General features: G+C 69.2%; 14 protein-coding genes and 1 tRNA gene. 12 read left to right on the top strand and 3 right to left on the bottom strand.

Going from position 1 to position 25,287, the window contains the following annotated elements:
• Positions 1–162: 162 nt before the first annotated feature.
• Positions 163–1,194, bottom strand: a complete 1,032-nt coding sequence (locus tag WAT24_RS08795; RefSeq protein ID WP_336807473.1) for a LacI family DNA-binding transcriptional regulator — start codon at positions 1,192–1,194, stop codon at positions 163–165.
• A 65-nt stretch (positions 1,195–1,259) separates the two neighbouring features.
• Entirely contained in the window at positions 1,260–2,561 is a 1,302-nt protein-coding gene (locus WAT24_RS08790) for a sugar MFS transporter (RefSeq protein ID WP_336807472.1), read from the bottom strand.
• Positions 2,562–2,961: 400 nt separating this feature from the next.
• Here WAT24_RS08790 and WAT24_RS08785 point away from each other — a divergent pair, with 400 nt between their 5' ends.
• From WAT24_RS08785 to WAT24_RS08730, 12 genes are all read left to right on the top strand, one after another.
• Entirely contained in the window at positions 2,962–3,993 is a 1,032-nt protein-coding gene (locus WAT24_RS08785; protein ID WP_336807471.1) for a glucokinase, read from the top strand.
• A gap of 92 nt (positions 3,994–4,085) precedes the next feature.
• Positions 4,086–6,800 carry a TonB-dependent receptor gene (locus tag WAT24_RS08780; RefSeq protein WP_336807470.1) on the top strand — a complete coding sequence of 905 codons (2,715 nt, stop codon included), beginning with the start codon at positions 4,086–4,088 and terminating at the stop codon, positions 6,798–6,800.
• 219 nt (positions 6,801–7,019) lie between these two features.
• Entirely contained in the window at positions 7,020–9,296 is a 2,277-nt protein-coding gene (locus WAT24_RS08775) for a beta-N-acetylhexosaminidase (protein ID WP_336807469.1), read from the top strand.
• A gap of 26 nt (positions 9,297–9,322) precedes the next feature.
• Complete coding sequence (locus tag WAT24_RS08770) at positions 9,323–10,444, top strand: acyltransferase family protein (RefSeq protein ID WP_336807518.1); 1,122 nt, start codon at positions 9,323–9,325, stop codon at positions 10,442–10,444.
• A gap of 55 nt (positions 10,445–10,499) precedes the next feature.
• A complete protein-coding gene (locus WAT24_RS08765) occupies positions 10,500–11,540 on the top strand; it encodes a glycerophosphodiester phosphodiesterase (protein ID WP_336807468.1) in 1,041 nt (346 codons plus the stop codon).
• 234 nt (positions 11,541–11,774) lie between these two features.
• Complete coding sequence (locus WAT24_RS08760; RefSeq protein ID WP_336807467.1) at positions 11,775–14,834, top strand: TonB-dependent receptor; 3,060 nt, start codon at positions 11,775–11,777, stop codon at positions 14,832–14,834.
• A gap of 146 nt (positions 14,835–14,980) precedes the next feature.
• Complete coding sequence (locus WAT24_RS08755; RefSeq protein WP_336807466.1) at positions 14,981–16,225, top strand: sterol desaturase family protein; 1,245 nt, start codon at positions 14,981–14,983, stop codon at positions 16,223–16,225.
• Positions 16,226–16,334: 109 nt separating this feature from the next.
• Positions 16,335–17,825 (top strand): amino acid permease, encoded by a 1,491-nt coding sequence (locus tag WAT24_RS08750; protein ID WP_336807465.1) that lies wholly within the window; start codon positions 16,335–16,337, stop codon positions 17,823–17,825.
• A 167-nt stretch (positions 17,826–17,992) separates the two neighbouring features.
• Positions 17,993–19,897 (top strand): M61 family metallopeptidase, encoded by a 1,905-nt coding sequence (locus WAT24_RS08745; RefSeq protein WP_336807464.1) that lies wholly within the window; start codon positions 17,993–17,995, stop codon positions 19,895–19,897.
• A gap of 133 nt (positions 19,898–20,030) precedes the next feature.
• Positions 20,031–21,929, top strand: a complete 1,899-nt coding sequence (locus tag WAT24_RS08740) for a M61 family metallopeptidase (protein WP_336807463.1) — start codon at positions 20,031–20,033, stop codon at positions 21,927–21,929.
• A gap of 240 nt (positions 21,930–22,169) precedes the next feature.
• A tRNA-Arg gene (locus WAT24_RS08735) sits at positions 22,170–22,246 on the top strand.
• Positions 22,247–22,348: 102 nt separating this feature from the next.
• Positions 22,349–23,095 (top strand): UDP-2,3-diacylglucosamine diphosphatase, encoded by a 747-nt coding sequence (locus tag WAT24_RS08730; RefSeq protein WP_336807462.1) that lies wholly within the window; start codon positions 22,349–22,351, stop codon positions 23,093–23,095.
• On the opposite strand, the gene WAT24_RS08725 is transcribed toward WAT24_RS08730, so the two are convergent.
• Positions 23,058–25,232 carry an ATP-binding protein gene (locus WAT24_RS08725; protein ID WP_336807461.1) on the bottom strand — a complete coding sequence of 725 codons (2,175 nt, stop codon included), beginning with the start codon at positions 25,230–25,232 and terminating at the stop codon, positions 23,058–23,060. The genes WAT24_RS08730 and WAT24_RS08725 overlap by 38 nt on opposite strands.
• Positions 25,233–25,287 lie beyond the last annotated feature (55 nt).

The raw sequence follows: 25,287 nt of genomic DNA, 5'->3' as shown, positions 1-25,287 counted from the left end.
GCTCAGGGGGAACGGTCCTCCGGCCATGGGGCGTGGTGAAGCGCTTTCTCGCCACTCTCCGTCCGCACGACCGGAGACCGCACCTCTCGCCACCGTTCGCCCCGAATGCAGGCCCGCAGGGCCGAGGTCGAACGACAGGGAACCGGAGCGCGGCGCGTAGCCTCAGGCCTTGCGCGGCGGTGCCGTCGACCCGCGCACCACCAGCTCCGGCACGAAACCCTCGTTGGCCGTGTCCGGCGCCGAGGCGCCCTGCTGCAGCTCGGCCATCAGCCGCAATGCGGCGTGCCGGCCGATCTCGGCAGTGGACTGCCGCGCCGTGGTCAGCGCCGGCCAGGCCTGCTTGGAGAACGGATTGTCCTCGAAGCCGGCGATGGAAAGGTCCCACGGCACGTCCAGCCCGGCCGAGCGCGCCGCGGCGAGCACGCCGGCGGCGATCTCGTCGTTGCTGCCGAAGATCGCGGTGGGCGGCTCCTTCAGCGCCAGCAGCTTGCGCGCGCCGCGGAAGCCGTCGTCGAAGGCGTAGCGGCCGGGCAGGATCAGCTTCTTGTTGAGCGCGATGCCGTAATCCTTCAGCGCGTCGGCGTAGCCCTGGTAACGCTCGGGGCTGGAGCGGTGGTGCGGTTCGCCCCACAGGAAGCCGATGCGCGTGTGGCCGAGCTGGATCAGGTGCTCGGTGATCGCGTAGGCCGCGTCGCGGTCGTCCACCCACACGCAGGGCGAGCCGTCGGCCGGGTCCGTGCGCGCGGCGATGATCCGCACGAACGGGATCGCGTGCGCCTTCAGCGTGGCGATCAGCTGCGGCTGCTCGGACATCGGCGGCGCCAGCACCAGCCCGGCCAGGCGCGAGCGGCGCACCAGCGCACACAGTTCCTCGGCGAGCCCGGGCGAGGACGAATCGCAGGGATGGATCTGCAGGCCGAAGCCGCGCTCGCGGCAGGCCGACAGCACGCCGTTCTGCATGCTGATCACGTAGTGCGCGTTCGGGTTGTCGTAGACCAGCCCGATCGCATAGGAGTGCGCCGCGCGCAGGCTGCGCGCGGAGAGGTTGGGGCGGTAGCCCAGCGCCTCGATCGCCCGCTCCACCTTCTCGCGCGTGTCCTCGCGCACCGACGCTTCGCGGTTGATCACCCGCGAGACCGTCTTCAGCGACACGCCGGCGCGCTTGGCGACGTCCTTGATGGTGGCGTGACGCAACGACGGATTCTCCGCGGGACTGGCGCGCCATCCTAGCCCACCGCCGCGCCGGCGTGGCGGCGCCTTCACCGTGGGTGCGCGCCATCGCCGTCACGCAGGCCCACGCGGTAGCCGCGCAGGCCGTAGAACAGGATGTAGAGGTAGCAGGGAACCATCAGCCCGGCGAACACCAGCTGGAAGTCGAGGACCGCCTTCAGGTGCGCATACAGCTGCGGCACCACCGCGCCGCCGGCGATGCCCATGATCAGCAGGGCGGAACCGGCCTCGGTGTGGCGACCCAGCCGGTGGATCGCCAGCGGGAAGATCGCCGGCCACATCATCGCATTGGCGAAACCGAGCGCCGCCACGAAGCCGACCGAGACGTAGCCGCGGGTGAGATAGGCACACACGCTGAACAGTATGCCCAGCACCGCCGAGACCGCGAGGTAGCGCTGCTGCGAGATGGCGCGCGGGATCAGCACCAGGCCGGCCACGTAACCCAGCAGCATGCCGCCCAGGGTGAACGCGGTGAAGAACTTGGTCTGGTCCAGCGGCAGGTGGAATCCCGCGCCGTAGGTGCCGATCGCATCGCCCGCCATCACCTCCACGCCCACGTACACGAACAGGCACAGCACGCCCAGCCACAGGTGCGGAAAGCCGAGAATGCTGGTGTCGCCATCGTGCGCCTGCTCCCTGTTGGCCCTGGCCGGGCGGATCTCCGGCAACGGGGAACGCAGGATCCAGACGGCCAGCAGGGCCAGCAGCACCGCCATGCCCAGGTAGGGCGCATGGATCTTGGCGGCGAACGCGTCGAGCAGCGCTTCGCGCGCCTGCGGCGTCGGCGCCGCGTGGACCCGCGCGTCGATGTCGCCGATGCCGGCGAGCACCAGCGAGCCGATCACCACCGGCGCCAGGATACCGGCGACCTTGTTGCAGATGCCCATCACCGCGATGCGCTGCGCCGCGCTCTCGATCGGTCCCAGGATGCTGATGTAGGGGTTGGAGGCCGTCTGCAGCAGCGACAGGCCCGCGCCGATCACGAACAGCCCCACCAGCGCGCCGGCGAACATGCGCATGGTGGCGAACTGGCCAAAGGCCATCGCGCCGATCGCCATCACGAACAGCCCCACCGCCATGCCCTTCTTCATGCCGGTGCGCCGCAGCACCATCGAGGCCGGCAGCGAGAACACGAAGTAGGAGATGTAGAACGCGAACGGCACCAGGAAGGCGTAGACGTCCCCGACCTGGAACGCCAGCTTGACGAAGGTGATCAGCGGCCCGTTGAGCCATGTGACGAAGCCGAAGATGAAGAACAGCAGCCCGAGCACCAGCATCGGCCCCACGGCCGAAGGCTGCGGTCGATCGGTCGCGAGCGTGGTGGACGACATGGACGGCTCCTGTCAGGCAAACGCATGGCGATGCGAGCGCCGCGACGGGCACTCCCCCGGCCGGCTTTATGGCCTTGCGCGCCAACGTTGTCAATTTGTGTCCCTCGCGACCGGCGTCGTCCAGGTGCTCGGCTACCGAAAGAGACACTCGACCGCCAGCTCGTCTGGTGCGGTGCGACATGTCTTGCCCGTGCGGTTCGGAGCGGGCAAAGCCAGCACCGCATGGGGTTCGCGGCTCCTTTACCTCGTGCCGTGGCGTTCAAGTGTCGGCGCCATGTTGCGCTGCCAAAACCGGACCTCCCGAAATGCTGCCGAAACGCGTTGACAACGTTGTCATCGCTGTCCAGACTCCGCCTCCGCCGACGTCCAGGGACGCCGGGCGAACGCGGAGGGAGGAGTCGTGGCCGAGGTCGCCAACCCCAGGAGTGCGTCGCAGCGCCTGCCGCAGGAGGCCTTGCTGCTGGCCGCCGACGTCGGTGGCACGCATGCGCGCGTCGGCCTGGTCAGCCGGCGCCCGGACGGCGCCCGTCCGGTCACCGTGCTGCGCTACCAGCGCTACGTCTGCGCCGAGTGGCCCAGCCTCGCGGCGGTGCTGCAGCACTTCGTGGCGTACCTGGACGTGTCCGCCCCGATCGAGCAGTGCGTGGTGGCCAGCGCCGGCTATGTACTGGACGACGCCATCGTCAACGACAACCTGGCCTGGCCGGTGTCGATCGGCGAACTGCGCGACAGCCTGCCGGTCGAGCGCCTGGCGGTGATCAACGACTTCGAAGCAGTGGCCTATGCCACGCAGTTCCTCACCGCGGCCGACACCGTGCCGGTGGTCGAGCCCGGCACGCCGCGTGCGCGGGGCCCGGTGCTGGTGATGGGGCCGGGCACCGGGTTGGGCTCGGCGGTGCTGTTGCCGCATACGCCGCAGGCGCGCGTGCTGGCCACCGAGGCCGGGCAGATCGCACTGGCGCCCGGCGACGAACGTGAAATCGAGATCCTGCGCCTGCTCGCCCGCGAGCGCGCGCACGTGGCCTTCGAGCACGCGCTGTCCGGTCCGGGGCTGCGCAACCTCTATCGCGCGATCGGCACGCTGTGCGGCGTGCGCGCCGCGGTGCCGGCGCCCGATGCGATCACCCGTGCCGCGCTGGAAGGCAGCGACGCGGTCGCGGTGGAAACCCTCGAGGTGTTCTGCGGCCTGCTCGGCAGCTTCGCCGGCGACCTCGCGCTGCTCTACGGCGCGCGTGCCGTGTTCCTCGCCGGCGGCATCCTGCCGCAGGTCCGCCCGCTGCTGCTGGCCGGCCGCTTCCGCGAGCGCTTCTTCAACAAGGGCGTGATGCGCCCGTACCTGCAACAGGTTCCCGTACGACTGATGGAGCACGGCCAGCACGGCGTGATCGGCGCGGCCGGCCTGGCCATCGCCGGTCATGTCGAGCCGGGGTGAGCTCAGGCAAGCCGCATCGAACCGGGCGCGAGCCCAGACAACCAACCGGCATCCGCCTCGCCGCGCTGCCGATCCGCTTGGAGGGGAGCACCATGTCACACCGCAAGACGCTGTTAGCCGCCAGCATCATCGCCGGCCTGTGCCTGGCCGGCACGCTGCATGCCCAGGACAACGCGCAGGCCGGCGATGCCGCCACGCAGCCCCGCTCCGACCGCGCCAAGGTCAAGCAGCTGGGCACCATCACCGTGACCGGCATCCGCAACGCGGAGACCGAGTCGCTGGAAACCAAGAAGGACTTCGACTCGCACGTGGAGGTGGTCACCGCCGAGGACATCGGCAAGCTGCCGGCCAAGAACGTGGCCGACACGCTGCAGCGCCTGCCCGGCGTGAACATCAGCTCCTCCAGCGCCAGCGAAGGCGGCTTCGACGAGAGCGATCGCGTGAGCCTGCGCGGCACTGCGCCGAGCCTGACCCAGACCCTGGTCAACGGCCACTCCATCGGCACCGGCGACTGGTTCGTGCTCAGCCAGGTGCAGACCGTGGGCCGCAGCGTCAGCTACAGCCTGCTGCCCTCGGAGATCGTCAACCAGGTGGTGGTCTACAAGAGCTCGGAGGCGCACCTGGTCGAGGGCGGCAGCGCCGGCTCGGTCGACATCGTCACGCGCAAGCCGCTGGAGTTCGCCAAGCCGGTCACCGGCGAGGTGTCGCTCGGCGGCGTCTACGCCGACCTGCCGGGCAAGACCAAGCCGCAGTTCAGCGGCCTGTTCAACTGGAAGAACGACGCGGGCACCGCCGGCGTGATGGTGCAGGGCTTCTACGAGAAGCGCAGCCTGCAGCGCAACGGCCAGGAAGTGGTGGGCGGCTACCTGCCGACCACGGTCGACGGCAACACCGTGTACTACCCGAACGAGATCGGCGCCGTGCTGTTCACCCAGGAGCGCGAGCGCAAGGGCGGCGTGATCGACCTGCAGATCAAGCCGGCCGACAACCTCACCCTCGACATCAACGGCTTCTACTCCAAGCTCAAGGCCGACAACTACAACCGCAACTACATGATGTGGGCCAGCAGCGCGCTGGCCAACGGCGGCGTGCTGACCGCCAACACGATCCGCAACAACGTCGTGACCAGCGGCTCGATCAGCGGCGGTACCGGCGCCTACGGCGTGTACGACCAGATCTCGCGTCCGGGCGCGGCGTCCGAGTCGAAGTACCTCACCCTGGATGCCGACTGGCGCGCCACCGACCACCTGACCTTCACCGGGCAGGTCGGCACCACCCGCGGCAGCGGCTCTTCGCCGACCCAGGACGTGATGGAACTCGGTACGGCCGTCGGCGCCGGGGCCAGCTGGGACATGCGCGGCCTCGGCAAGCCGATCAACTGGACGCTGGGCGGCGACAACAGCTCGACTTCCGGGATCCGCCCGGACATGGGCTGGATCTTCGGTGGCCAGGGCATCAAGGTGAAGGACAAGGAGGACTGGGCGCAGGCCGATGGCGAACTCGCCTTCGACGACAGCGCCTTCAGCTCGCTGCAGTTCGGCGTGCGCTACGCCAAGCACACCCGCCAGAACCCCAGCGAGATCGCGCAGGGGCCCAACTTCGCCACCGACTGGACCGACCCGGCCGGCTACCCGACCGCCGTGGAGCACTACCCGGGCGACTTCGGCAGCTCGGTCGGCGGCAGCTTCCCCGGGCCGATCTGGTACTGGACGCCGGCGCAACTGGCCGCCATCGATGCGGCCTACGCCAACCGCGACCCGGTCTCGCGCTTCTACTTCAACGACGTCTACAAGGTGGAGGAGAAGGACTCGGCCGCCTACCTGCAGCTGAACTTCCAGGCGGGGATCGCCAGCGGCAACTTCGGTGTGCGCTACGTCAAGACCAAGGAGAACATCGGCTACACCAGCACCGCGCCGGATGCCGAAGCCACTACGGTCACCGGTCCCATCACCGGATCGGCCTTCGGCGACTACTACTGGAACACCTACAAGCACAGCTACGACAAGTTCCTGCCCAGCGCCAACCTCAAGCTCGCGCTGTCCGACGACCTGCTGCTGCGCTTCGCCGCCTCGCAGACGATGACCCGTCCGGACTACTCCGCGCTGGCCGGCTACGTCTCGGCCGACGACCTCACCCACACCGGCAGCGGCGGCAATCCGAAGCTCAGGCCGCTGGTGTCGAGCAACTTCGACGCCGCGGTGGAGTGGTACTTCGCGCCGCGTGGCCTGCTGTCGGCGGGCGTCTACGCGATGAACCTGCACGACTACGTCAACTTCGGCAACGAAGTGCGCCGGTTCAAGGACATGCAGGCCTCGGCGGCCGCCGGCACCGACGTCTTCAACGACTACCTGATCAGCGTGCCGCGCAACGTCAACGGCCAGGTGCGCGGGGTGGAGCTCAACTACATCCAGCCGATCGGCGACAACTTCGGCGTGCAGGCCAACTACACCTATGCCGACGGCCACGCCACCGGCGGCGTGCCGCTGCAGGGCACCTCCAAGCACACCTACAACGTGTCCGGCTACTTCGAGAACCAGCGCTTCAACGCGCGCGTGAGCTACACCTACCGCTCGGAGTTCTATGCCGGCGTGAGCCGCACCGACACCTACTTCCAGCAGGGCATCGGCAACCTGGCGGCGTCCTTCGGCGTGCAGCTCACCGACTGGATGTCGCTGTCGCTGGACGCGATGAACCTCAACAACCCCAAGCTCAAGTACTACACGCAGAACGCCGCCTACGGGAAGCAGCCGTACGCGTTCTACGTCAACGGCCGGCAGTACTACCTCAACCTGCGCTTCAAGTTCTGAGGACGCGCCTGCCCGGCAGGTGTCCCGCGATCCTCCCCGCACGGTCCCGGCAGGTCTTCGCCGGGACCGCTTTTTGCGCCCTGCCGCAACCCATGGGGTGGGCCTGCCTGGCGGGAGCGAGCTTGCCCGCGATGCTTTTCGCTGCGCAGCACACAAAAAGCGGAACATCGCGAGCAAGCTCGCTTCTACGTACCCCGGCAAGACCACGGAGACCCGCGCATGCAACGCCTGCTTTCCTGTCTGACCCTCGCCTTTGCCGCGCTGGCTGCGCGCGCCGCGTCGCCGGAGCCGGCGCTGATCCCGCGGCCGGCGCAACTCGCCCTGGGCGCCGGCCATTTCACCCTCGCTGCCGCCACCCGCGTCCTGGTGGCGCCGGGCGATGCCGGTGCGCACCGGGCCGGCACCTTCCTGCTGGAGCAGCTGGCCCGCATCGACGGGCCGCACCTGGCGCTGCGCGAGGGCGCGCCTGCCGACGGCGCCATCGTCCTGCGCCACGACGCCCGGGCCGGTGCGGTCGCCGGCAGCTACACGCTGGACGTGGATGCGCACGGCATCCGCGTCGTCGCCCAAGACGACGCCGGTCTGCTGCACGGCGCGGCCACGCTCGTGCAACTGCTGGACGAGGCTCGCGACGGGGCCGTGCCGGCGCTGCACATCGCGGATGCGCCGCGCTTCGCCTGGCGCGGCCTGATGCTGGACTCGGTCCGGCACATGCAGAGCCCGGCGCAGATCCGCGGGCTGATCGACCAGATGGCGCTGCACAAGCTCAACGTGCTGCACTGGCACCTCACCGACGACCAGGGCTGGCGGATCGAGATCGAGCGCTACCCCGAGCTCACCCGGATCGGCGCCTGGCGCACCCCGCCGGCGGCGGGGGAGGACGGCGAACCGGCCCGCTACGGTGGCTTCTATTCGCAGCAGACCATCCGCGCCCTGGTCGCCTACGCGGCCGCGCGCGGCATCACCATCGTGCCGGAGATCGACCTGCCCGGGCATGCCACCGCCGCGGTGGCTGCGTATCCTCAGTTCGGCGTGACCGGCAAGCGCATCCCCGTCTCGCCCGATTGGGGCGTGCACACCACGCTGTTCAACGTGAACGACCCCACCATCGCCTTTCTCGAGCACGTGCTGGACGAGGTGATGGCGCTGTTCCCGTCGCGCACGATCCACCTGGGCGGCGACGAGGCGGTGAAGGACCAGTGGCAGGCTTCGCCCGCGGTGCAGGCGCGCATGAAGGCGTTGGGCCTTGCCAGCGAGGACCAGCTGCAGGGCTGGCTGATGGGCCGGCTCGGCGCCTACCTCGAGGCGCACGGCCGGCGCATGATCGGCTGGGACGAGATCCTCGCCGCCGGCGTGCCGGCCGAGGCCGCGGTGATGTCCTGGCGTGGTACGCAGGGCGCCGTCGATGCGGCCCGGCAGGGCCACGACGTGGTGCTCTCGCCCTCGCCCGACCTGTACTTCGACCAGTTGCAGAGCGACCACCCGGAGGAGCCGACCGGTCGCATCCCGGTCAAGGGCCTGGCCGACATCTACGCCTTCGAGCCGGTGCCGGCCGGGCTCGACGCGACGCAGGTCCGGCACGTGCTCGGCGCGCAGGCCAACGTGTGGACCGAGCACATGCCCGACATGCAGCACGTCGAGTACGCGGTGTTCCCGCGGTTGGACGCGCTGGCCGAGGTGCTGTGGACACCGCCGGGGCGGCGCGACTGGCGCGATTTCCTCGGTCGCCTGCCGGCGCAGCTTGCGCGCTACCGGCGCGCGCGCATCGCCTACGCCGACAGCGCGTTCGCGCCGGTCATCACGCTCGACGAGGCGGCCGCGCGCGCCAGCGGGCGCAGCACGCTCACGCTCTCGACCCAGGCCGGCCTCGGCACCTTGCGCTACAGCCTCGACGGCAGTGCGCCCAACCCGGGCTCGCCGGTCTACAGCGGTCCGGTACCGGTGACCCTGCCGGTCACCGTGCGCGCTACCACGTTCGCGCCGGACGGCCGCATCCTGGCCATGCGGACACGCAGTTTCGACGCAGCCAGCCTGCTGCGGCGCGACGGCAACACGCTGGTGAACTGCCCGGGCAGCCCGTTCCGGCTGCGCGTGCAGCCGTTGCCCGACGCGACCTCGTGGCGGCCGGTGTACACCGTCAACCTGTTCAACGCCTGCCAGCTGTGGCCGGTGGCGCCGCTGGATGGCACCACCGCACTGCACGTGGACCTGGCGCGCCTGCCGAACAACTACCAGTTGGCGCACGAGGCCGGCCTGGTGGTGCAGCGGAAGGCGGCCACCGCGCACGGCGAGCTGGTGATCCGCCGCGACGGCTGCGACGGCCCGGTGCTGGCCAGCGTGCCGCTGCCCGATCCGGATCGGACGCCGCGCCGCTTCGCGCTGCAGGCGCGCTTCCCGCGCCAGCAGGGCACGCACGACCTGTGCCTGGCCTTCACCGCGCCGACCGACGGTCCGCTCTACGCCTTCGGCCGACTCACGCTGCAGCTTTCCCCGTAGGAGCGAGCTTGCTCGCGATGCCTTTTTTGCACCCTGCTCCGGGAGGAACGCCAGCCAGCCCGCGCTCATCGGGCGAGGGCTGGCCGCGGCGCCGGCTCGCCTCGGTAGATGCGCTGCGCGGCTGCACGGTCGCCGCCATGCTGCTGGTCAACGACCCGGGCGACTGGGGCCATGTCTATGGGCTGCTGGAGCATGCGGCCTGGGACGGCTGCACGCCGACCGACCTGGTGTTCCCGTTCTTCCTGTTCCTGGTCGGCGTGTCGGTGGCGCTGGCGCTGGAGCCGAAGCAGGAGGCCGGCGTGCCGCGTGCGGTGCTGCTGCGCGGCGCGGGCTGGCGCGCGCTGCGCATCGTCGGCCTGGGGCTCGCGATCAACCTGCTGGCCTGGTGGCTGCTGCCGCACGCGCACCTGCGCCTGCCCGGCGTGCTGCAGCGGATCGGCCTGTGCTACGCCGGGGTGGCGGTCTTCGCGCTGTACGCGCGCCAGCGCACGCAGTGGCTCGCGATCGCGCTGCTGTTGGGCGGCTACGCGCTGCTGCTGCACGCAGGCGGCACGCTGGCGCCGTGGGACAACCTGGTCAGCCGCATCGACAGCGCGGTGTTCGGGCCCACCGTCTACCAGGTCGATCCGGCCAGCGGCCGCGGGCACGATCCGGAAGGCCTGGCCGGTACGCTGCCGTCGCTCGCCACCACGCTGCTGGGGCTGGTCGCGGGCCGCTGGCTGCGCGCTGGGCGTACCGCGGCGCTCGCCGTGGCCGGGCTGCTGGCGCTCGCGGCCGGCCTGGCCTGGTCGGCATGGCAGCCGTTCAACAAGAACCTGTGGACTCCGTCCTTTGCCCTGTGGACCGCCGGTTGGGCGTTCCTGGCGCTGCTCGCCTTGCACTGGCTGATCGACCGCCATGGCGGGCCGGCGCCGGGCCGCCGCTTCGGCATGAACGCGATCGCCATCTATGCCGGCTCCGAACTGATGCAGATCCTGCTGCCGGCCGCGGGCTGGCAGCAGCCGCTCTACGAACGCCTGTTCGCCGGCTGGATCACGCCGCGGGCGGGACCTTACGTCGCCTCGCTGACCTGGGCGCTGGCGTTCGTGGCGTTGTGGTGGGCGATCGCCTGGGCGATGGACCGGCGACGCCTCTATCTCAAGCTGTAGCTCGCGGCCCCGCGTGCCGCTGTAAGGTGGCTGCAGTGCCCCGGGATCGCCTGTCGTGAGCGAACGCCCCCTCGTCCTTAGTCCGCTGGTCATCGCGCACCGCGGCGCCTGCGCCCACCTGCCCGAGCACACGCTGGCGGCTTACGCACGTGCGATCGACGACGGCGCGGACCTGATCGAGCCGGACCTGGTGATGAGCCGCGACGGTGTGCTGGTCGCCCGCCACGAGAACGAGATCGGCGCCACCACCGACGTCGCCGACCATCCCGAGTTTGCCGCCCGGCGCACGCTCAAGCGGATCGATGGCGTGCCGGTCGAGGGCTGGTTCACCGAGGACTTCACGCTCGCCGAGCTGAAGACCCTGCGCATGCGGGAGCGGCTGCCGCAGTTGCGCGGCATCGCCCACGACGGCCGCTATCCGATCGCCACGCTGGAGGAGATCCTCGGCCTGCTGGCCGCCGCCGTGGCGGCCGGCCGCCGGGTCGGCCTGATCCCCGAGATCAAGCACGGCACCTACTTCCGCAGCCTCGGGCTGGCGATGGAGCAGCCCCTGCTCGACCTGCTGGCGGCGCACCCCTGCACGCGCACCTTGCCGGTCGTGATCCAGTCCTTCGAGGTGGCCAACCTGCGCTGGCTGCGCGAACGCCTGGACGGGCGGCCCAACGTGCGCCTGCTGCAACTGCTCGACGCGCCGCAGGCGCAACCGTTCGACGTGCAGGCGGCCGGCGGCGCGCTGCGATACGCCGACCTGGCAAGCCCGCGTGGCCTGCGCGAGGTGGCGCACTACGCCGACGCGGTCGGCCCCTGGTCGCGGGCGATCCTGCCGCTGGACGCACGCGGCGCCCTGGCTGTGCCCACTCCGCTGGTGGCCGACGCCCATGCGGCAGGCCTCGAGGTGCACGCCTGGACCTTCCGCCCCGAGAACGCCTTCCTGCCGCCGGCGCTGTGGAAGGGCGACGCGCCGGCCACGGTCAACGCCGACGGCTCGATCGCCGAGATGGCCGCGCACCTGGCCGCAGGGGTCGACGCGCTCTTCACGGATGATCCGGCGCTGGGGCGACGAGCGGTCGCCAGGGCGCAGGGTTGGCTGCCGTGACCATCGATATGTTGAATTTTTGCTGGGCAAATCTTAAGGTTCGGTCAAACGAGCCCCGCTTCCCCACAGCCTGACTCGTCACCCGTCGATCCCCCAACGCGGCTGGTGGCTTCTTGCAGGCACTCCTGGAACGCCTGGAATCCGGATGCGGATGGATGCTTGTGCTCGTTGCCGCAGGGGCGTGCGTGATTGCCCCAGTCCTTTATCCGATAACAGGTTTTCGGGGAGTTCTGCATGAATTTGCAAGTTACCAATCGTCCGGTCATCCGCCGGACGGCCCTGGCCATCGCCCTGAGCATGGGCTTTGCCGGCGCCGCTTTCGCCCAGTCGACCACGGGCAGCATCTTCGGTGATGCGCCGGCGGCCCAGGGCGAGACCGTCCTGATCCAGAACGCGTCCGGCTTCTCCCGCGAAGTGCCGGTGGACGCCAGCGGCCGCTTCGTGGCCAACCAGCTGCCGCTGGGCGACTACACGGTCACCCTGCGCCAGAACGGCCAGACGGTCGACACCCGCAACAACGTCACCCTGCGCGTGGGCGCCGGTACCCAGGTTTCCTTCGCGGCGGCCGGCGCGGCCGATGCCCAGAACCTGTCGGCGATCACCGTCAGCGCCAACGCGCTACCGTCGATCGACGTGACCGGCGTGGACTCCCGTACGGTGATCACCGCCGAGCAGCTGGCCAAGCTGCCGCTGGCCCGTAGCGCCGAAGCGATCGCGCTGCTGGCACCGGGCGTGGTGGAAGGTAGTGCGCTGTTCACCGGCACCGCCGGTGGTTCGGTGGTTTCGTTCGGCGGCTCCTCGGTGACCGAGAACGCCTACTACATCAACGGCTTCAACACGACCGATCCGCTCAGCGGTCTGGGTGGCCTGACCCTGCCGTACGGCGCGATCGACCAGCAGGAGATCCTCAGCGGTGGCTACGGTGCCGCCTACGGTCGTTCCGACGGCGGTGTGATCAGCCAGGTGGGCAAGCGCGGCACCAACGAATGGCACTTCGGCGGCCAGATCCAGTGGACGCCCAAGTCGCTCAAGTCCGATCCGAAGAACTACTACTACGTCAGCGGCACGGCGGCCGGCAAGATGCGCCAGTACCGCAACGAGAACAAGGCGTGGGATACCACCGTGGCCGGCTACGTTGGCGGTCCGCTGATCAAGGACAAGCTGTTCTTCTTCGCGGCGGCCGAAGCCGAGCGCAAGGAAGGTACCAGCGTGGGTTCGAACGCGTCTGCGTACAACACCCAGTACCGTTATGACGATCCGAAGTGGTACGCCAAGCTCGACTGGAACATCAACGAGAACAACATTCTCGAGCTGACCGGTGCATCGAGCAAGGAGTCCTACCAGGGCTCGATCTACGACTTCGACTACGACACGCTGCGCACTGGCGCGTTCAACAGCTACGACACTTCACACAAGTACGGTTCGGACCTGTACTCGGCGAAGTTCACCAGCTACATCACCGATGACCTGACCGTCAGCGTGCTGTACGGCCAGATGAAGGGCACCCTGTACGAAACCGTGCCGGGCTACGACCCGACCTATGCCTACGTCATTGGCGGCGACAAGCAGAACCCGGCGCTTAACGGCGGCAGCCCGATCTTCGGTCCGCAGACCGCCCTGTATGTCACCGATCCGGCGCACCGCACGAAGAACACCAACCTGCGCCTCGACGTGACCTACCGTCTGGGTGACCACACGATCACGGCCGGTATCGACAACCAGAAGATCTCCGACGAGAACGATCAGAACCTGATGTCGGGCCCGGGCTATGCCTGGGATTACGATGTGGGCGATCCGAGCAAGTGGATCCTGGGCGGTCCCGATGCGAACGGTGCCAGCTGGCAGTCGCAGCCGTGGGTCCAGAACCCGGGTTCGGTGGCCAACGGCCAGAGTGGCTACTTCGTGTCGAAGTACATCTACACCAACGGCGCCTCGGTCACCACCGAACAGCGTGCGCAGTACATCGAGGATGCCTGGCAGATCAACGACCGCTGGCTGGTCAAGATCGGCCTGCGCAATGACCAGTTCACCAACAACAACGGCGATGGCGTGCCGTACCTGCGCCTGACCTCGCCGCAGTGGGCGCCGCGCATCGGCTTCGCGTGGGACGTGAATGGCGATTCCACCTTCAAGGTGTACGGCAACGCCGGCCGCTACTATCTCGCCATGCCGGCGAGTGTGGCGCTGCGTTCGGCCGGTTCTTCGACCTACACGAACGAGTACTACACCTACACCGGCATCGACGCCAACGGCGTTCCCACGGGGCTGACCCCGATTCCGAGCAGCACCGGCGGTCCGATCTCCGGCAACCGCGAGTACGGCCAGCCGCGTGACCCGCTGACGGCTGCGGCGCGCAACCTGAAGTCGGAATACCAGGACGAGTACATCCTGGGCTTCGACAAGCAGTTCAATCAGTCGTGGACCTATGGTGCGAAGGCGACCTTCCGCAACCTGCGCAACGGCATCGACGACGTCGGTGACTCCTATGCGATCCAGGCGAAGATGGAAGCGATGGGCATCGATCCGGCCGACATCGGCGAGATCCAGGGCAGCTACCTGTTCAACCCGGGTCGCACCAACGTCTTCATGATCCCGAAGGCGGATGGCACCGGTTACTACGAAGTCCCGATGACCATGAAGGACTTCGGCTTCAACACCACGATGAAGCGCAAGTACTACGGTCTGAACCTGTATCTGGAGCATCCGTTCGACGGCAAGTGGTACGGCAAGATCGACTACCTGTGGTCGCACAGCTTCGGCAACAGCGAGGGCCAGGTGCGTTCTGACATCGGTCAGAACGACGTCTCGGCCACGGTGGACTGGGACTACGCCGCCGTCATGGACTACGCCAACGGCAGCCTGTCCAACGACCGCCGTCACCAGATCAAGGCCTACGGCTCCTACCAGCTCACGCCGGAGTTGCTGCTGTCGGGCAACCTGGTGGTCATGTCCGGCATGCCGAAGACCTGCCTCGGCTACTACGGCGCGGACGAGGGCAACCCGGGTCTGGGCTACGGTCCGTACTACCACTTCTGCAACGGCCAGCCGTCTGCGCCGGGCAAGGAGCACCAGCCGTGGACCTACCGTCTGGACCTGAGCGCCGAGTACCGTCCTGAGTGGGCGGGCAAGAAGCTGGCGTTCAACGTGATGGTCTACAACGTGCTCAACAAGCAGACCACGACGCAGACCTATCCGATCAGCGGTTACACGTTCAACGTCAACCCGAGCTACAACCGTCCATACAGCTCGATGACTCCGCGCTACGTCCGCTTCGGCGTGTCGTACGACTTCTAAGACGAGTCGAAAAGCCGGGCTGTCCGCAGCCCGTCGTACCGAGGGCCGCAGGTTTTCCTGCGGCCCTTTTTCTTGCCCGGGCTGCGCGCCTCGCACGGCGCGCAGTACGATGCCCGCGCAACGGCCTCTGTCGCTGGACGCGCACCATGCACCTGCAGGAACGGATCATCACCCTGGCCACGCCGGTGTTCTTCGCGCTGATCGGCGTGGAGCTGCTGGTGGCGCGCCTGCGCGGCCGGGCCGCCTACCGCCTGAACGATGCGATCAGCAGCATCGGGCTGGGCGTCATCTCGCAGGTGGTGGGCGTGTTCGGCAAGCTGCTGTCGATCGGAATCTACGGCTGGGTGGCCGCGCACTGGGCGCCGGTCGCGCTGCCGGCCGACAGTGTCGTCGTCTGGCTGGCCGCGCTGGTCGCCTACGATTTCCTCTACTACTGGCTGCACCGTGCCGGACACGAGGTGAACCTGCTCTGGGCCGCGCACGTGGTGCATCACCAGAGCGAGCACTACAACCTCTCCACCGCGTTGCGCCAGACCGGCAGCGGCCTGCTGCTGGGCTGGCTGTTCTACCTGCCGATGGCGCTCGCCGGCATTCCGGTCGAGGTGTTCGCGGTGGTCGCGCTGGTCGACCTGCTCTACCAGTTCTGGGTGCACACCGAGCAGGTCGGGCGGCTCGGCTGGTTCGACCGCGTGTTCTGCTCGCCGTCCAACCACCGCGCCCATCACGCGGTGAACGAGCGCTACCTCGACCGCAACTACGGCGGCATCCTGATCGTGTGGGACCGCCTGTTCGGCACCTTCGTCGAGGAGGACGACGCGGACCCGCCCGTGTACGGCACCCGCGCGCCGCTGCGCAGCTGGAATCCGCTGTGGGCGAACGCGGAAGTGTACTGGGCGACGGCAAAGGACATGTGGCGCGCGCGGCGCTGGCGCGACAAGGCGCTGGTGTGGCTCAAGCCGCCCGGCTGGCGCCCGGCGGATGTGGCGGCGCGCTTTCCCAGGCCGACCTTCGACCTGCATCGCGAGCGCTTCGACCCGCCGCTGTCGCGCCCGCTCGCGGCCTACTGCCTGGCCCAGTTCGCGCTGCTGCTCGGCATGGCCACGCATTTCCTCGGCATCAGCGCCACCGCGTCCCTGCCGGTGCTGCTCGGCTATGCCGCCTACCTGGTCGGCAGCCTGACGCTCCTCGGCCTGCTCATGGAAGGAAGGCCCGTGCGCTGGATCGAGGCGTCGCGACTGCTGGCCTCCGTCGTGCTGGCCGGGTCGGGCCGCTGGTTCGCGGATGCCCATCCGGATGGGCGCGTGGCAGCGGCCCTGGTGTTGCTGTTCGCGGCCAGTGCGGCGGCCTTGCCCTGGCTGCGCGAAGGCCCGTCGCGGGCAGGCGCCCGGTAGCGGCGATCCCCTCGCAGCATCGGAGACGGTGGCGGTGACCTCCGGCGGTGCCGAGACCGCCCGGGGGCACGTTATGATCCGGGCTCGCTTTCACGGGGGGAAACACGCGATGGGCTTTCTTGCCAGGCTGGTGCGCCACAAGTCGGTCGAGCAACTGCAGGCCGAGGCGGGCGGCGCCAGGGATTTCCGTCGCGTGCTGGGGTTGTGGCAGCTCACCGCGATCGGCATCGGCGCGATCATCGGCGTGGGCGTGTTCGTGCTGGCCGGGCAGCAGGCGGCGGTGAACGCCGGCCCGGCGGTGATCCTCTCCTTCATCGTGGCCGGCCTGGGCAGCGCCTGCGCCGCGCTGGCCTACGCCGAGTTCTCCGGCATGATCCCGGTCACCGGCAGCGCCTACACCTACGGTTACGCGGTACTGGGCGAGCTGTTCGCCTGGATCATCGGCTGGGACCTGCTGATCGAGTACGCGCTGATCGTGGGCGTGGTGGCGATCGGCTGGTCCGGCTACGTGCAGGCTCTGCTCGAGCAGCTCTTCCACGTGCAGCTGCCGCTGTGGGCGCAGGGCGCCTACGACCCGGCCAATCCCGGCAGCGGCAAGGTGTTCAACCTGATCGCCGCGGTCATCTCCCTGCTGATCGCGCTGATGCTGACGGTAAAGACCGAATGGGGCGCGCGCTTCAATACCGCCATCGTGGTGGTCAAGGTGGTGGGCGTGGCGCTGGTGATCGGCGTGGGCGCGTTCTACGTGAACACCGCCAACTGGCATCCGTTCGTGCCGGCGGTGACCTACGACGCCGCCGGCAGCCACTTCGGCTGGAGCGGCGTGCTGACCGCCTCCAGCATCGTGTTCTTCGCCGTGTTCGGCTACGACACGCTGACCACCGCGGCGGAAGAGGCCCGGCACCCGCAACGCGACCTGCCGCGCGCCGTGCTGCTCTCGCTGGCGGTGTCGATGGCGCTGTACCTGGCCGTCTCGCTGGTGCTCACCGGCATGGTGCCGTACACGCAGCTCAACTCGCCGGCGCCAGTCGACGCCGCCTTCAAGGCGTTGGGGCTGGACTGGGTGCGCGCGATCATCTCGATCGCAGCCATCGCCGGCATCACCAGCGTGCTGTTCGCGTTCATGCTCGGCGCGGCGCGCATCTGGTTCGCGCTCGCGCGCGACGGACTGCTGCCGAAGTGGTTCTCGCACGTGCATCCGAAGTACGGCACGCCGGCACGGCCGACCATGATCCTGGGCGTGTTCACGGCGCTGGTCGCCGGTTTCCTGCCGATCGGCGAGGTGGCCGAGCTGGTCAACATCGGCACCCTGGCCGCGTTCATCATCATCTGCGGCTCGGTGCTGGTGCTGCGCGTGCGCAAGCCGCAGCTCCAGCGCAGCTTCCGCACGCCCGCGCTGTGGCTGGTGGCGCCGGCCGGCATGCTGTTCTCGCTGTTCCTGATCATCGGCTGGCCCTGGGTGCAGGACGGCCGCTTCATCCTGCTCGGCGGCCTGCCGGCGATCACCATCGAGCGCTTCGTGGTGTGGATGATCCTGGGCCTGGTCATCTACTTCGGCTACGGCATCCGGCACAGCCGGCTGGCGCGCGAGCGCGGCTAGCGCCGGATCACACGAACGCCGGCGCATGGTCGCCGGCGTGACCTCTGGCAGGGGGAGGGGCGTGACCTTCGTCCTACCATCGGTTGCCTGTCATGTCGGCTAACGGGTTGCCGAGCGGCGTCGGCCTGGCAGGTAAGGGCGCGTGTGCGCCGTGGTCCGCCAGGGGAATGTCCGTGAAAGAGCTTCGTTCGAAACTGCTGGTGGTCGCGCTGGGCGCGGCCGTGTCGATGGCTGTCCACGCCGAGAAGCCGGCGCCGGTGGATCAGCCCTATCCGGGCATGCTGACCGTCAAGGTGGACCTGACCGACGCGCCGAAGAAGATCTTCCGCGTGCACGAGGCCATCCCGGCCAGGCCGGGCCGCTTCACGCTGTACTACCCGCAGTGGATCCCGGGCGAACATTCGCCGTCGGGCCCGATCCAGAACCTGGCCGGCCTGGTGATCACCGCCAACGGCAAGCGCGTGGCGTGGCGGCGCGACCTGCGTGACATGTACACGTTGCACCTGGAGGTGCCCGAGGGTGCGAACCAGCTGCAGCTCGAGTTCCAGTTCCTCTCGCCCGGCGAGGGCGGCCTGTTCGGCGCCAGTGCCTCGTCCACGCCGAACCTGGTCGATGTGGAATTCAACCAGGTGGCGTTCTACCCGGCCGGCTACTACGCGCGGCAGATCCGCATCCAGCCGACCGTGATCCTGCCCAAGGGCTGGCAGTTCGCCACCGCGCTGGAGGTGGCCTCGCGCGACGGCACGACCACCACCTTCAAGCCGGTGGGCTTCAGCGACTTCGTCGACTCGCCGCTGATCGCCGGCGAGCATTTCAACCGCGTCGATCTCAACCCCAACGGCGGCGTGCCGGTGCACCTCAACGTGGTGGCCGACGAGGCCACCCAAGTCAAGCTCACCGACAAGCAGCTCGCGCAGCATCGCGCACTGATCGAGCAGACCGAGAAGCTGTTCGGCGCGCACCACTACGACCATTACGACTTCCTGCTGACGCTGTCGGACCACACCGGCCACTTCGGCCTGGAGCATCACCAGTCCAGCGACGACCGCCTGCCGGCCGACATGCTGACCGACGAGAAGTCCTACACGCTGATGGCCAGCCTGATGCCGCACGAGTACGTGCACTCCTGGTGCGGCAAGTTCCGCCGCCCGGCCAAGCTGTGGGCGCCGGACTTCAACACCGTGGAAGAGGACGACCTGCTGTGGGTCTACGAGGGCCTGACCGACTACTGGTCCGGCGTGCTCACCGCGCGCGCAGGCCTGTGGACGGCCGCGCAGTACCGCGATTCGATGGCCAGCATCGCCGCGGCGATGGCCACCCGCACCGGCCGCGCCTGGCGCTCGTTGCAGGACACCGCCGACGCCGCGCCGCTCACCTACTACGGCGGCGGCGGCTGGGGCAACTACCGCCGCGGCACCGACTTCTACCCCGAGGGCCAGCTGCTGTGGCTGGACGTGGACACGCAGATCCGCGAGCTGTCCCGCGGCAAGCGTTCGCTGGACGATTTCGCCCGCGCCTTCTTCGGCATGGACAACGGTAGCCACGTCACCAAGACCTACACGTTCGACGACGTGGTGGACGCGCTCAACCAGGTGCAGCCCTACGACTGGAAGAGCTTCCTGCGCGCGCGGCTGGACTACACCGGCGACCAACTGCCCGAGCACGGCATCGAGCGCGGCGGCTGGAAGCTGGTCTACACCGACACCCCCAACGCCGAGGACAAGGCCGCCGAGTCGCTGCGCCACAACGTGAACCTGGCCTACTCGCTGGGCCTGTCCGCGTCCAAGAGTGGCGACATCTACGACGTGCAGTGGGACGGCCCCGCGTTCAAGGCCGGCCTGGTGCCCGGCCTGACCATCGTCGCGGTCAACGGCAAGGACTTCTCGCCCGAGGCGCTGAAGGACGCGGTCACCGCCGCCCGGACCAGCCAGGCGCCGGTCGAGCTGCTGGTCAAGAACGTGGACGTCTACAGCACGGTCAGGATCGACTACCACGGCGGCCTGAAGTACCCGCACCTGGTGCGTGCCGGCGGCAAGGACCTGCTGACCGCGATCGCCGCGCCGCGCAAGTAATGCATCCATCCCTCGCCGTTCCCACCGGGCGCAGGTCCGCAGGGCCGGAGTCGAAGGACCATCCCTCGACTTCGCTGCGCTGCGCCCGGGACCAACGGCGAGGCTCGAGCACCACCACCGGAGAGTCCCTTCCGTGAAAACCAAGCCCCTCGCTTCCGCCCTGCTGGCCGCCGGCTTCGCGCTGGTCGCCGTGCCCGCCTTCGCCGACGTGCCGCCGATCGGTGATGCGCCCTTCAATGGCACGTTGAAGATCACCGTGGACGCCACCGACGTGGCCCATCGCGTGTTCCGCGTCAACGAGACCATTCCCGCACAGCCGGGCCCGCTGACCCTGCTGTACCCGCAGTGGATTCCGGGCAACCACTCGCCGACCGGGCCGATCGACAAGTTCGCCGGCCTGGTGATCAAGGCCAACGGCAAGGTGCTGCCGTGGACGCGCGACCCGCTCAACGTGTATGCCTTCCACGTCGACGTGCCCGAGGGCGTCACCGAGGTGCAGGCCTATTTCGAGTTCCTCTCGCCGCAGGACACCAAGCAGGGCCGCGTGGTGATGACGCCGGAGATGCTCAACCTGCAGTGGAACACCGTGACGCTGTACCCGGCCGGCTACAACATCCGCAAGATCCCGGCCCAGGCCAGCGTGACCTACCCGGCAGGCTGGCAGGCCGGCACCGCGCTCGAGGTCGCCTCCACCGACGGCGACACGGTCAACTACAAGCCGCTGACCTACAACGCGCTGGTCGACTCGCCGATCTATGCCGGCAAGTACTTCAAGCGCGTGGACCTGGACCCGGGCGCCAGGACGCCGGTGCACATGGACATCGTCGCCGACGATCCGAAGTACCTGGAGATCAAGCCCGAGCAGCTCAAGCCCCACCGCGAGCTGATCCAGCAGATGTACAAGCTGTACGGCGCCCACCACTACGACCACTACGACTTCCTGGTCTCGCTCAGCGACAAGATGAGCGGCAACGGCCTGGAGCACCACCGCTCCAGCGAGGACGGCGTGAGCGCCGACTACTTCACCGAGTGGGACAAGAACGTCTACGCGCGCGACCTGTTCTCGCACGAGTTCAACCACTCCTGGGACGGCAAGTACCGCCGCGGCGCGGATCTGACCACGCCCAACTTCAACGTGCCGATGAGCGACACGCTGCTGTGGGTGTACGAGGGCCAGACCCAGTTCTGGGGCCAGATCATGGCCGCCCGCTCGGGCCTGTGGAACACCGAGCAGACGCTGGACATGCTCGCCTTCGTCGCCGCCACCTACGACAAGGGCCGCCCCGGCCTGGCCAGCTGGCGCAACGTGCAGGACACCACCAACGACCCGCCGATCGCCCAGCGCCGCCCGCTGCCGTATCGCAACTACCAGGCCAGCGAGGACTACTACTCGGCCGGCGAGCTGATCTGGCTGGACGTCGACGGCAAGCTGCGCGAGCTGACCCGCAACAAGAAGAACATCGATGCCTTCGCGCGCGCGTTCTTCGGCATGAACAACGGCGACTGGTCGGTCAACACGTATACCTTCGAGGACGTGGTCAAGACCCTCGACGACATCGCGCCGTACGACTGGAAGAGCTACCTGCGCACGCGCCTGGACGGCCACGGCCCGCTGATCGGCGGCATCGAGTCGCACGGCTGGAAGCTGGTCTACACCGACAAGCCGTCGGCCGCGGTGAAGGCGATCGAGTCGCGCCGCCACTTCACCGACCTGACCTACTCGCTGGGCGTCTCGCTGGGCAAGGACGGCTCCATCGCCGACGTGCTGTGGGACGGCCCCGCGTTCAAGGCCGGCCTCTCGCCCGCCATGACCATCGTGGCGGTCAACGGCAAGGAGTTCTCCGGCGACGCCATCAAGGACGCGATCACCGCCGCGGCGAAGGACAAGAGCCAGCCCATCGAGCTGCTGGTGAAGAACTTCGACGAGTACAAGACCATCCGCGTGGGCTACCACGACGGCCTGAAGTACCCGCACCTGGTCCGCGACAAGAGCAAGCCCGACACGCTCGCCGAGCTGATCAAGCCGCTCTGAGGTCCGGTGCCTCTCCCGGCGCGGGAGAGGGTCGCAGGGTTGGGGGGCGGGCGTGCCCGGCCCCCGCCGCACCGATGCGGACCTCCCTTCGGGAGCGGCGGCAGCGTACGCACCGTCCGCCTCATGCTTGCCGTCCCGCGGCACGTCCGTGGGACGGCAAGGCCGCCCCTCAACCGCCGCGCCCAACTCCGCTATACTGCCCGTCCGCTGCGGCACGCATCCGCCGCGGCCTCGCAACACGCGCCCGTAGCTCAGCCGGATAGAGTAGTGGCTTCCGAAGCCATTGGTCGGGGGTTCGAATCCCTCCGGGCGCGCCATTTTCCCTCACTCGCACCGGTCCTTCGCGTGAAGCCAGCTGACGGTACGTGGCGGCATCTCGGGCTCCGCCCGCAAAGGGCGCGTGGTTTCACGCAGCCGGCATGACGATCGACGTCGACCATGCCTGGCTGATGTCCGACCTGCACCTGGACGCCGGCCGTCCGGAGCTCACCGGCATCCTGTTCCGCTTCCTGCGGGGTGCGGCGCGTCGGGCGCAGGCGCTGTTCCTGCTCGGCGACGTCTTCGAGGCCTGGATTGGCGACGACGACGACGCGCCACTGCCCGCTGCAGTGGCGGCCGAACTGAGGGCGGTGGCCGAGGCGGGAACGACGGTCTACTTCCTGCACGGCAACCGTGACTTCCTGCTCGGCGCGGCGTACGCACGGCGCGCGGGACTGACGCTGTTGCCCGACCCCACGCATCTGCGATTGGGCGGCGTACCGACGGTGCTCTGCCACGGCGACGCCTTGTGCCTGGACGACCGGGCGTACCAGCGCTGGCGCGCCCAGGCGCGCGATCCGGCCTGGCAGGCGCAGCTGCTGGCCCGGCCGCTGGCCGAGCGGCGGGCCCTGGCGCGACAGCTGCGCGCGGAAAGCCGCGAGGCACAGCGTCGGCTGCGCGAGCGGGGCCTGCCGTGGGCCGATGCCGATCCCGCGGCGGTGCTCGCGCTGTTGCAACGGCAGGGCGCCGCGCGGCTGATTCACGGCCACACCCATCGCCCGGCGGAGCACGAGGTGCGGTTGCCCGGCGGGCGCCGGGCGGAGCGATGGGTGCTGGCGGACTGGGGCGAGGCCGGCGAGGCGCTGGAGATCACACCGGACGGAGCCGGGCGGCGGCATCGGCTTTGACCGCTCCCGTTTCCGCGAGCCGCTCGCGCAGCATCCGCGCGGTCGCCTGCAGCTCGGCCTGCAGTTCGGCCAGTACCGGGCCGGCATCCTGGTCGGCGCGGATCGTCTCGCGCAGGCGCGTGCACAGCGTTACCGCGTCGCTGCGCCCCATCACCAGGAACGCGTTCTGCAGGCGATGCAGGCTGCTGCAGGCGGCCGGCTGGTCGAGCGCGCGCAGGGCGGCGAGCAGCTGCTCGTTGTCCTGCTGCAGCTCGGCCTGCCAGCTCTGCAGGTAGGTGCGTCGCTGCTCGGGCGTGGCGATGCGGCAGATCAGCGCCAGCGAGCTTTCCGCCGGGCGTGGCGCCGGTTCGGGCGGCGGTGGGGCGGCCACCGGGTTCGGTGCGCCGACCTGGCGCAGCAGCGCCAGCAGGCGCTCGATCGAGATCGGCTTGGTCAGGTAGGCGATGGCGCCGTGGGCGAGCGCCTGCTCGATCGCCTCCGGGTCCGAGTCGGCGCTCAGCATCACGATCGGCACCGTGGGCCGCGGGTTGCGCTGCTGGTAGCGGGCCAGCACGTCCAGGCCGGAGAGGTCGGGCATGTGCATGTCCAGAAAGACGATGTCCGGACGGTGGATGCCCTCCATCGCCTGCAGCCCCTCCTCCCCGTTGCTGGCGAACAGCACGCGGTGGCCCGCGCGGCGCAGCAGGTGGCCCAGGGTGTCGCGGCTGGAGCGGTTGTCGTCCACCACCAGGCAGGTGATCGCCGGCACGCGCGCGCGGTGGGTGTCCAGCGCGCTCACCGTGTCCAGCGGCTCGGCTACCGCCTGCTCGGGGGTGGCACGTTCCAGCGGCAGCGCCGCGGTGAACACGCTGCCGCCGCCCGGGTTGTCGCCCACCGCCACGCGGCCGCCGAGCTGCTGGCAGATGCTGCGCACGATGTGCAGGCCCAGGCCGGTGCCGTCGTGGCGGCGCACCAGGCCGTCGCTGGTCTGGTAGAACGGCTCGAAGATGCGCGCCTTCATCTCGTCGGGGATGCCGCTGCCGGTATCGGTCACCGTGCACAGCAGGCGAGGCTGCATCAGGCCGTTGTCGGCCAGCCGCAGCTCGATCACCACCTCGCCGCCGGTGGGCGTGAACTTCACCGCGTTGGTGCCCAGGTTGATCAGCACCTGGGCGATGCGCCCGGGGTCGCCCAGCATCGCGTCGTCCAGGCCGCGCCCCTGGATCGTGCGCAGCCGTACGCCGCGCTGGTGCGCCAGCGGACCGACCACGTCGCGGGCCTGCCCGAGCACGTTGGCGACCAGGAACGGTTCGCGGCTGAAGTGCAGCCGGCCGGCGTCGATCGCGGCCACGTCGAGCACGTCGTTGACCCGCTGCAGCAGGGCGTTGGCGTTGGCGCGCAGCGCATGCATCAGCTGGCGGTCGGTGGCGCTCAGCGCCGCGGTGTCGATCAGCGAGGCGGCATGCACCACGGTGTTGAGCGGCGTGCGCAGCTCGTGGCTCATGGTCGCGATGAAGCGGCTCTGCGCGTCGCGCGAGTGCAGGGCCGACTGCGACACGGCCGAGATCGTGCCGAGCAGGCGGTAGACGGTCAGCGGCAGGCCGACCAAGAGCACCAGCGCGAACGGCACGAACGCGGGCCGGTCGATCCAGTAGTGCGGCGGCGCGGCCAGCCCCAGCACCAGCACCGAGCAGGCCATGTAGCTGAAGAACATGCGCCGGCCGAAGCGCGTACCGACCATGATGGTCGCCAGCGGCAGGAGCGTGACCAGCGAGATGCACAGGTTCCATGCCAGGTGCAACAGGATGCCGATGCCCAGCAGGTTCACCGTGGCGCCGATGCCGTCGGCCAGCTCGGTGATGCGTACCAGGCGCAGCCGCACCGCGCCCATCCAGGCCAGGCTGAGCGCGAAATACAGTTCGGCCCAAGGGCGCAGCCGCGCCGCTTCCTGGCCGAGCACCGCCTTCGAATGCGACGGTCCGGCCAGATGCTGCCAGTAGACCGACCAGGCGATCGCCAGCGCCAGCAGCAGGGTCCGGCGCACCGACACGTGGTACTCGCCGTAACTGGCGACCAGCCGCGCCAGCCGCTCGTCGCGCAGGCGCTGGGCGATGACGCGAAGCGAGCTCGGCGGCGTCTCCGCGATGCCAGGATTCATTGGATTGTTCCCCCTGCTGGGCGGCCGGCGGACCGGCGGCACCGGCCCATTGTAA

Source organism: Fulvimonas yonginensis (genome assembly GCF_037137055.1).
Classification (GTDB): Bacteria; Pseudomonadota; Gammaproteobacteria; order Xanthomonadales; family Rhodanobacteraceae; genus Frateuria_A; species Frateuria_A yonginensis.
This window is presented reverse-complemented; position numbering and strand designations above follow the sequence as displayed.

Coding starts and splice junctions, on each gene's coding strand:
- WAT24_RS08755 (WP_336807466.1), top strand. CDS start 14,981: ATGCACCTGCAGGAACGGATCATCACCCTGGCCACGCCGGTGTTCTTC.
- WAT24_RS08760 (WP_336807467.1), top strand. CDS start 11,775: ATGAATTTGCAAGTTACCAATCGTCCGGTCATCCGCCGGACGGCCCTG.
- WAT24_RS08750 (WP_336807465.1), top strand. CDS start 16,335: ATGGGCTTTCTTGCCAGGCTGGTGCGCCACAAGTCGGTCGAGCAACTG.
- WAT24_RS08745 (WP_336807464.1), top strand. CDS start 17,993: ATGTCCGTGAAAGAGCTTCGTTCGAAACTGCTGGTGGTCGCGCTGGGC.
- WAT24_RS08780 (WP_336807470.1), top strand. CDS start 4,086: ATGTCACACCGCAAGACGCTGTTAGCCGCCAGCATCATCGCCGGCCTG.
- WAT24_RS08775 (WP_336807469.1), top strand. CDS start 7,020: ATGCAACGCCTGCTTTCCTGTCTGACCCTCGCCTTTGCCGCGCTGGCT.
- WAT24_RS08730 (WP_336807462.1), top strand. CDS start 22,349: ATGACGATCGACGTCGACCATGCCTGGCTGATGTCCGACCTGCACCTG.
- WAT24_RS08725 (WP_336807461.1), bottom strand. CDS start 25,232: ATGAATCCTGGCATCGCGGAGACGCCGCCGAGCTCGCTTCGCGTCATC.
- WAT24_RS08790 (WP_336807472.1), bottom strand. CDS start 2,561: ATGTCGTCCACCACGCTCGCGACCGATCGACCGCAGCCTTCGGCCGTG.